Annotated in this window: 6 protein-coding genes and 1 pseudogene; all 7 read right to left on the reverse strand. The window is 67.6% G+C overall.

Annotation, left to right across the window (positions count from 1 at the left end):
• Window positions 1-209: 209 nt before the first annotated feature.
• Window positions 210-1,343, reverse strand: a complete 1,134-nt coding sequence (locus ACFWP5_RS40475; protein ID WP_384168840.1) for a hypothetical protein — start codon at window positions 1,341-1,343, stop codon at window positions 210-212.
• Window positions 1,340-1,537 carry a hypothetical protein gene (locus ACFWP5_RS40480; RefSeq protein WP_384168843.1) on the reverse strand — a complete coding sequence of 66 codons (198 nt, stop codon included), beginning with the start codon at window positions 1,535-1,537 and terminating at the stop codon, window positions 1,340-1,342. The genes ACFWP5_RS40475 and ACFWP5_RS40480 overlap by 4 nt, the downstream gene beginning before the upstream one ends.
• Entirely contained in the window at window positions 1,530-2,372 is an 843-nt protein-coding gene (locus ACFWP5_RS40485) for a zinc-dependent metalloprotease (protein ID WP_384168846.1), read from the reverse strand. The genes ACFWP5_RS40480 and ACFWP5_RS40485 overlap by 8 nt, the downstream gene beginning before the upstream one ends.
• A gap of 581 nt (window positions 2,373-2,953) precedes the next feature.
• Window positions 2,954-4,318 carry a glutamine synthetase family protein gene (locus tag ACFWP5_RS40490; RefSeq protein ID WP_384168849.1) on the reverse strand — a complete coding sequence of 455 codons (1,365 nt, stop codon included), beginning with the start codon at window positions 4,316-4,318 and terminating at the stop codon, window positions 2,954-2,956.
• Complete coding sequence (locus ACFWP5_RS40495) at window positions 4,318-5,814, reverse strand: amino acid permease (RefSeq protein ID WP_384168852.1); 1,497 nt, start codon at window positions 5,812-5,814, stop codon at window positions 4,318-4,320. Before ACFWP5_RS40495 ends, ACFWP5_RS40490 begins: the two co-directional genes overlap by 1 nt.
• Before the next feature lie 123 nt (window positions 5,815-5,937).
• On the reverse strand, window positions 5,938-6,936 hold the full coding sequence (locus ACFWP5_RS40500) for a hypothetical protein (RefSeq protein ID WP_384168855.1): 999 nt from the start codon (window positions 6,934-6,936) through the stop codon (window positions 5,938-5,940).
• Between the two features lie 268 nt (window positions 6,937-7,204).
• Window positions 7,205-7,637 (reverse strand): annotated as a pseudogene (locus tag ACFWP5_RS40505) (hypothetical protein); the annotation flags it as partial.

Below are 7,637 nucleotides of genomic sequence, written 5' to 3' on the forward strand. Positions count from 1 at the left end.
ATACGTCATTGTGTGCACTTCCCTTGCTATTGAGTGGTCATTGCGGTTTTCCCGCACACCAGGTGCGGAGGACGGTTTTGATCCATCGAATAAGTGCCGACTTCCGTCTCTTGGAGTGTGATCTTCCGGGTGGTTTCCCACGCTGTCGGGGGAGCCTCCGGGGTTTCGTGCGCCGAACTCCCTTAAGGCAACAGATGCCGAGGCGGGGGTCATTGGATGCTCACCGAGTCCGACTGGTCCGTCGGTTGCGGAGTGCCGCTGTCGGAACCAGCCGACGGGGACTGTGACTTGGGAGAAGCGGAACTGGCTGCCTTCGTCAATCTGCGTCCGATCCAGAAGTCCGCCGCGCCGAACAGGAGACCCCGGACAGGCTTGTAGTAGAAGGGGAGCCCCTGGAGGAGCATGAGGCCGCCGCCGATGAAGTCGACGGTGAAGTGGGCGGCCATGAAGGGGAGCAGGCGCCCGTACTGCCGGTAGAGCCAGACGCGGCCTGCGGCGAAGAGGAGCATGCCGATGGCGGGGAGTCCGAGGTAGGCGTGCAGGAGAACTTCGGGGACGCAGACCAGGGTGTAGATCTGCCAGGCGGGTCGGCGTACTGCGGTGAGCAGCGCGGTGGTGGCTGCGACGATCACCACGTCTTCGAGTGCCACCGTGGACACCAGCCCGATGGACAGGGTCCCGAGATTGTCGACGCCGAGGGCGGACATCTGTCCGCTCTTCATCACCGGCACGGCGGTTCCGGTCCAGCGGATGAGGTGGAGCAGGAGGAAGGAGAGGAATCCGCCGGCGATGCACGCGTTGAAGACCAGGCCCGTGATCTTCCAGTCGCGCAGTCGCTCAACAGCCGTACGGGGAAGGGCAGTTCGCAGAGAGACGGCGTGTGTGCGGCACAGTTCGAGGGCCAGCCAGGCCAGGACACATGTGAACACGGTCTGGCCGACGAGCCCGGCAAGTTTGCTGGGAAAGGGCGCGGTCCCGAGCATGGCTGCTGCTCCGCCGAGGACGGCGGCGCCGCGCTGGATCAGACGCTGCCTGGGGGTGACCCGGCTGAGCGGGGTCCGGGCTATGACCAGTCGGCACAGCCACCAGAACACGACGGCCGCGACAGTGAATTGGGCCCAGAAGAACATGTAGCCGACCCGTGCCGGCCACGTCGAGGGCAGGCCGAACAGGGAACCGGTGGTCAACGCTTCTGCGACCAGGGGCGGGCCGCAGGCCAGGAGCAGGAGCGCGATCACGTGCCGCAGCACGGTGCGGGACGGCGCGTCGGTCAGCTCAGGGGGCTGGGGCTGGGGCTCCGGGCGCTCCACGGGGGCGGACAGGGCGGCGCGGAGAGAGATCATGCCTCTCCTCCCCCGGTGAAGGACGCGAACTCGTCGGCGTCGTAAACGGCGAGCGCAGCCCACGGCTGCGGACCGGCGCCGAAGCGGGCGGCTTGCTGGGTCAGGTCGAACAGCAGGTCCCGCATGACGGCGGTGATCCGCTCCATGCGGCCCAAGCCGTCCAAACGCGCGGGGCGGGACAGGAGATCAGGCACGGGCAAGCCCCCGCCCGATGCGGCAGATCCACGCAGCAGGGTCGGCGATCTCCCCCTTGGCGGGAAGGAGAGTGGGGTCCTTCCAGACCTGGTTGACCAGGTGGGTGCCGAGTTCGGCGACGGCCTGCGCGATGAGGCGGGAGCCCTGCACGTATGCGTCGCGGCTGGGGCCGAGGCGGCGCAGGCCAGGGGTCCCGTTGTGCAGGCGGTAACGCCAGGACTTGGGTCCTTCCCGGAAATCGGCCGCTGTGCCGAACAGCCGCTGAAGTGTCTGCTGTTCGGCCCAGGTGGCGTGCCCCTCCAGCATGGTCGAGACACTCTTCGGTGGCGCGAGGATTCCTCGTTTCGGCAGGAAGAGACTGGTCCAGACCGTGCCGCCGGTGGCTTCCGCCTGCAGGTGGTGGACCAGTTCGTGTGCCACGACCTGGACGAGGAAGTGCTCGTCGCTCAGCACGCCGCAGTGGCGCAGGGACTGCGGGATGGTGGTCGTCTCCCACTGGGCGTCGGCGGCCTCCTGGGTCGTGGCGGGTACCAGGGGCCAGAGCAGGACCGGCTTGAAGGACGCGATCCTGAGCCCGAGGCGGGCGCCACCGATCTCTGCCGGGATCAGGTCCAGGTCAGCGATGTCGCGGGCGAAGATGCGGAGGAGGTGCTGCCGGGTCTCTTCCTGCCATGCCTTCGGGGTCAGCAGGCGGAAGCGGACCTCTGCGGGGAGCGGGAGGCCGGTTATCTCGGTCACCGTCGGTGCCACCTGGCGAAGGATCTGGCCGATTCGCTCGGCCAGGTCGGGATGGCGCCGGGTGTCGTCCAGCACGGTGAAGCGGGTGTCTGTCACAGAGGGGAAGTCCTGTCGAGAAGTGATCGGTCTGGTCGGCTTGTTGGGCCCTTCGTCCCCCGGGCCGCCGTCCGGTCCCGGGGAACGAAAGGGGGTCCGCTTCTCGTCGCCGACAGCACAGCCAGGGCTGCGCGCTCGACGACGAAGTGCGGGCCCGCGCACGGCAGTTGACGACGACGGGGCCGCCGCTCGCGGGAGTCAGAGGGCCGTCAGGCCGTGGCCAGGCCCCGGCGCAGGTCGAGGTCGCTCACGGTCCTGCGGTGGAGGTCGAGTTCATGCCGGGCGGCGGTCGTGTAGTGCGCGACCACATCCGGGGTGAGGAGGTCGGCTGCCGGGAGGGGTCAGGTGGCGAGGGCGGCGAGCGCCTCCTCCAACGAGCCCGGTACCGGTGTTGTCCTGACCTCCGCAGGCACCACCCTGCGGAGGTCAGGACGGGTCTGGACCCACCAAGGATCAGACCCCCCAGCCCTGTGGCCGGGAGCCTGTCCCTCATTCCCCGCCCGCCGTCGGGTGCGGGGAACGAGGGCGTTCCACCCTCTGCCGCCGGGGGGAGGAGGAATTCTGCCCGGGTGGCCGGGAAATCAGCGGATTCCGCGAAGCCGTTCCGTGTCGGTGACGTGGCTGCGATGCCAGTCGAGTTCGGCGCGGGCGGCATGGGCGTAGTGCCCCACGACGTTCTCGCCGAGCAGGCTCTGCGCGGCGGTGCTGTGCTCGAAGTGCTGGAGCGCGTCGGCCAGATCGGCATAGACGGGAATCGCGCTGGTGTCCTGGTAGGCGTCGCCCTCGCAGGCCGACCGGGGCTCCAGCTTCTCCTCGATGCCGTGGGCCATCGCGGCGATGTAAGCGGCGAGGGCGAGGTAGGCGTTGGCGTCGGAGCCGGCGAGACGGATCTCCAGGCGGGCGCCGGGACCGTGGCCGGTGACGCGGACGGCGCAGCCGCGGTGATCGATACCCCAGTTGAAGCGGGTGGGGGCGAAGCTGTGCGGCCGGAGGCGCTTGTAGGAGTTGACGGTGGGCCAGTACAGCGGGGCCAGGTGCGGCAGGAGGGAGATGAGGCCCGCGATGGCGTGCTTCATCAGTGGCGGCAGGTCCTGGGCACGGTGGTGGTCGAATCCCGGATCACCGTGCTCGTTCCACAGCGACAGGTGCAGGTGGAGTCCGCTGCCGGTGCCGGTCTCTGGGGCTGCCATGAAGGCTGGGAGCAGGTCATCGTGTCCGGCGACATCACGGGCGAGGAGCCGGAAGAGCGCGTAGTCGTCGCAGGCGCCGAGGGCATCACCGTAGGGGAACGTGAGCTCGGCCTGGCCCGGTACGCCCTCCGTCTTGAACGCCTCGTAGCGGATACCCGCGTCGGCCAGGGCGCCGCTGAGGTGACGGGCGAAGGACGTGGCGACGGGAGGGAGGTCGAGGGCGTAGTCGAGGTTCTTGCTCCACGCCGGTACCAGGCCGGAATCGCCGGCTGAGAGGAGGACGAACTCGCTCTCCACTCCCACCTGCACCTCGTATCCCAGCTCGCGCATCCGGTCGAGCTGGGTGCGGAGCATGTGGCGGGGGTCCACCTCGACGGGTGTGCCGTCGCGCTGGACCGGGCCGCCGATCACAATGACGGTGCCGGGCCGGGTGGGGAGCACCCGGGCGGTGCCCAGGTCCGGCGCGACGAGGAAGTCGCCGAAGCCCTGTGCCCAGCCGGTGAGTTCGAACCCCTCCGGGAGGTTCATGTCGGTGTCGGCGGCCAGGAGGTAGGAACACATCTCCGCCCCGCGCGTCATCCGCTCCAGGAACACCGGCGCGCTGAAGACTTTGCCCTTGAGTCGTCCTTGCATGTCCGATAGGGCGAGCATGATCTCGGTGATGCGCCGTGCTTCAACGAGTTCGCGAAGCGACTCTTCGGAGACTGCTCCGGACGGCCAGGGCGTGGCGGGGCGGACGGCTTTTCCATTGGTCATCAGTAGCCTCCCTCGCTGAATGCTGCGGCTTCGCCGGGGAGGGCGGTGCCTGCGGCGGCGAGTTGGTAGTCCCGCTTGCCGCGGGTCACCCAGGTGATCGTGGCGAGCAGCAGTGCGACCACCAGCGTCACGCCGGCGTAGTTGAAGGATTCCGTGGTGATCGGTTTCGACTGCGGCAGGCAGAACACCACGGTGATGATGACCACGTAGATGACGGCGATGACGCCGACCGGCCGCCGCCAGCGCCCCAGAGTCCAGGGACCGGGCCGGTAGTCACGTCCCTTGCGCAGGGCCAGAAAGACGGGAATGCCGTAGGTGGGAATCATGCCGACCGCGTTGATCGCGGTGATCGCCCCGTAGGCGGTAGGCGAGTACAGGACCGGCAGTGTGAGACCGAAGGGGACGATGACGGCGAACCACACGGCCCGGGTGGGCGTCTTGGTCCGGGAGTTGACACGCCGCCAGCTCTTCCAGCCGGGCAGGGCGCGGCTGCGGGAGAACGCGTAGATCATGCGGCTGGCCGCGGCGACCTCGGCGTTGCCACAGAACAGCATCGCCACGATGACGATCAGGAGCAGCGCCTTGGCGCCGGATGCGCCCAGGACGTCGAGGAAGATCTGCGCCGGCGGGACGCCGGTCGCCGTGTTCTGGGTGGCGGTGTAGTCCTGCATGGCGAACAGCAGGCCGGCGATGAGCACGAAGCCGGCCAGCAAGGACACCCAGATGGAACGCACCATGCCCTTGGGGGCGGAGACTTGCGCGTCTTTGGTCTCCTCGGCCACGTGCGCGGAGGCGTCGTAGCCGCAGAAGGTGTAGCCGGCGAGAAGGCCGCCGATCAATGCGACGTAGAGGGGGCTGGAGAAGCCCGTGTCGTTGTGGAAGTGCGTGAACACGAAGCTCGCCGACTGGTGCTTGGTCGGGGCGAGGGCGAGCGTGCCGACGATGACGGCGACGCCCAGGAGCTGCCACCACACCGAGATCGAGTTGAGGACGGTGACCAGGCGCACGCCCGCGGAGTTGAGCAGCCCGTGCAGCAGCAGGATGGCGCCGAATATCAGCATGGTGCTGGTCGGGGTGGGGGTGATGTCCCACTGGAGCTGTGCGAAGGCGCCGATGAACGCGGCGGCTCCGTAGTCGATGCCGGCGATGGCGCCGAGCAGGCCGAGCAGGTTCAGCCAGCCGGTGTACCAGCCGCAGAGCTTGCCGCCCAGCTTCTCGGCCATGAAGTACGGTCCGCCGGAGGTCGGGTAGGCAGAGACCACGTCGGCCAGCGACATGCCGACCAGCAGCGTCAGTCCGCCGATCACGACCCAGCTTCCGAGCATGACGACGGGCCCGCCATGACTGAGGCCGAACCCGAACAGGGACATGCCGCCGGCCAGAATGCAGATGACCGAGAAGCTGATCGCGTAATTCCCGAACGTGCCCATCTTGCGGGACAGTTCGGGCTTGATTCCGAGGGCTTGCAGGACGTCATCGTCATCCGGCGGCGTCATAGTGACGGCACTTCTGTGAGACACCAGAGATCCACTTTCAGGAGAGGAGAAGGAAGGGGGAACATGCGACAAGGTGCGGGTGCATGGAGTGGCTGGTGGGGCGCGAGCGTTCACCCGGCGGCCCTACGTCAGGACGGCGGTGCGGATGCGCAGGAACTCGTCCGTCCAGTCCCGGGAGCGGCCGAGACTCGCGTTGACGTCCTTCCACGGCTGAGGCGTGGCATAAGGACCCAGTGCGTTGAACACCCGCTTCGCCCCGCCCGTCTCGCCACAGGACACCAGGGCGTGCGCCAGATAGTTCAGGTCCCACTGGGACAGCCAGGGGTACTCGGTGCTGGGAATCGGGGAGAACCACTCGCGAAACGCGCGCATCGCGAAGTGGTGTGCCTGGTCTGTCTGCCAGAACCCGAGAGCGCCCCTCTGGCCGCTGCCGTGCCATTGCCTGTACAGGTCCATGAGCGCGTACAGCGGCAGCATAAGCAGCTCGGGATGCGGGCGAGCGGCCGAGACGATCCACTGCGCGTACTGGAAGGCAGGAACGGCTCCGCTGCGACTCAGGAAGTACTCGCGCATCCGGTGGTGTGCATCCCGGTTGCCGGGGTGACGCCGGTTTGCCTCAGCCCACAGGGGCCACGGCCCGGACAGGTGCATCTCGAAATCGTTCAGCCGGTCCCAGGGCTCTTTGCGGCGTTCCCAATAGGGGTCGAAGGTCCGTGGGTCGTACGGGAGCCGGGTCAGCTGAAGCCGGCCGTTCCACGGCTCGGGAGACTCTGGCCAGAGTGCTTGTGCCCACGTCCATTCCGTGTGCGCCATCTCCGCAGCACGGCCCACCACATCCGCGGCTTTGCCCTCACGCTGGAGTTGTAACGCCCCTTGAGTGAGGGCGCGGGCCCACAGCACGGACGCCTGCCGGCTGTGCGGTTCTTCTTCCCGCCACATCTTGATGACGTTTCGCGCGCCGGGGTCGGATAAAAGCAGTTGGCAACGACGTGCGAGTAACGACCAGTTCGTTCCCGTGCGGATGAGCAGGTCGCGGGCGGCCAAGCAGCGTCCCATCTTGAGGTCTTCCAACGCGGCTCTCAGATCGGAGTCGGCTCCGACAGGGCTGACGATCAAAGTCATGCCACGAGAGGGCGTCGCAAGATCATCTCGGTAGGCGCTGGGGGAGGCACCGGTCAATGATGAATCGGACATAACGGCCTCAGGGTTGGAGGTGGAAGTGCGGCAGCGATTTCGGCTTGGGACACGGCACGAACGCGGGTAAGGATGTGACCAAGACATCAAGAGGACGGGGAAAGAGGGAAGTTGACCGCCGGGATGCGGGCCTCGACAGGGGAGGCAAGGCACACAGCACCCCGACGGCCAGTCAGGGGGACGGCGTCCGGCAGGGTCAGACGGGCAATGAGCGGGGCTTGATCACGGCCTGGACGATCTTTCCGCCACCCACCGGGGCGTAGGAGATCTCCGCTCCGAGCCGGCGCGCGGTCCACAGGCCACAGGGCCTCTCGCCCCCGGTCGGCTCCCAGCTCACGGCCTCGTCGAAGTCCGGGAATTCGGGACGGCCGTCGTGCACCTGAAAGACGAGTTCCCCGGCCTGGAGCAGCGCCCACCACATGGCGAACTGGGCGTACTCCGGTACATGTGTGTGCGCGAAGGCGTTGGCCATCAGCACACGCCCGATCACAGCCAGATCCTCGATGTCCACGAACCCGTCGTCCGAGACCAGGTTGGTGTTCAGGTGCAGGCGGGTGTAGCGGTAGGCGTTCCCGGCAGCATGACGGGTCGCCCGGAACATCTCCTTCTTGACCCACTTGGTCTCTGCG

Origin of the sequence: Streptomyces sp. NPDC058469 (genome assembly GCF_042721125.1) — a bacterium.
GTDB lineage: Bacteria > Actinomycetota > Actinomycetes > Streptomycetales > Streptomycetaceae > Streptomyces.

Coding starts and splice junctions, on each gene's coding strand:
- ACFWP5_RS40495 (WP_384168852.1), bottom strand. CDS start 5,814: ATGACGCCGCCGGATGACGATGACGTCCTGCAAGCCCTCGGAATCAAG.
- ACFWP5_RS40490 (WP_384168849.1), bottom strand. CDS start 4,318: ATGACCAATGGAAAAGCCGTCCGCCCCGCCACGCCCTGGCCGTCCGGA.
- ACFWP5_RS40475 (WP_384168840.1), bottom strand. CDS start 1,343: ATGATCTCTCTCCGCGCCGCCCTGTCCGCCCCCGTGGAGCGCCCGGAG.
- ACFWP5_RS40500 (WP_384168855.1), bottom strand. CDS start 6,936: ATGACTTTGATCGTCAGCCCTGTCGGAGCCGACTCCGATCTGAGAGCC.